Source organism: Streptococcus sp. WM07, assembly GCF_004570525.1.
In the GTDB taxonomy this organism is placed as follows: Bacteria; Bacillota; Bacilli; order Lactobacillales; family Streptococcaceae; genus Streptococcus.
On record NZ_SPPZ01000396.1, the window covers coordinates 1 to 204 of the forward strand.

Genomic DNA, 204 nt, shown 5'->3' on the forward strand with positions numbered 1-204 from the left:
TATCCTTGGCTGGATCGTTTGGATCTGTAATTGATGGCGGTACATAACCTTTACTTGGATCTGTTGGATCAACTGGCTTCAAGGGATTTCCATCTGGATCTTTCGGGGTATAACCCGGAATATATGGCAATGGGGGGTTATCTCCTGGTACCAATGGTGTGTCATCATATGGTACAGGTGGACGATCCCCTGGATTGTCTACTC

At 46.6% G+C, this 204-nt stretch carries 1 protein-coding gene; it reads right to left on the reverse strand.

Annotation, left to right across the window (positions count from 1 at the left end; translation table 11 throughout):
* Nucleotides 1–204: hypothetical protein (locus tag E4T71_RS09720; RefSeq protein ID WP_135039055.1), on the reverse strand; the 204-nt coding region annotated here is incomplete at both ends.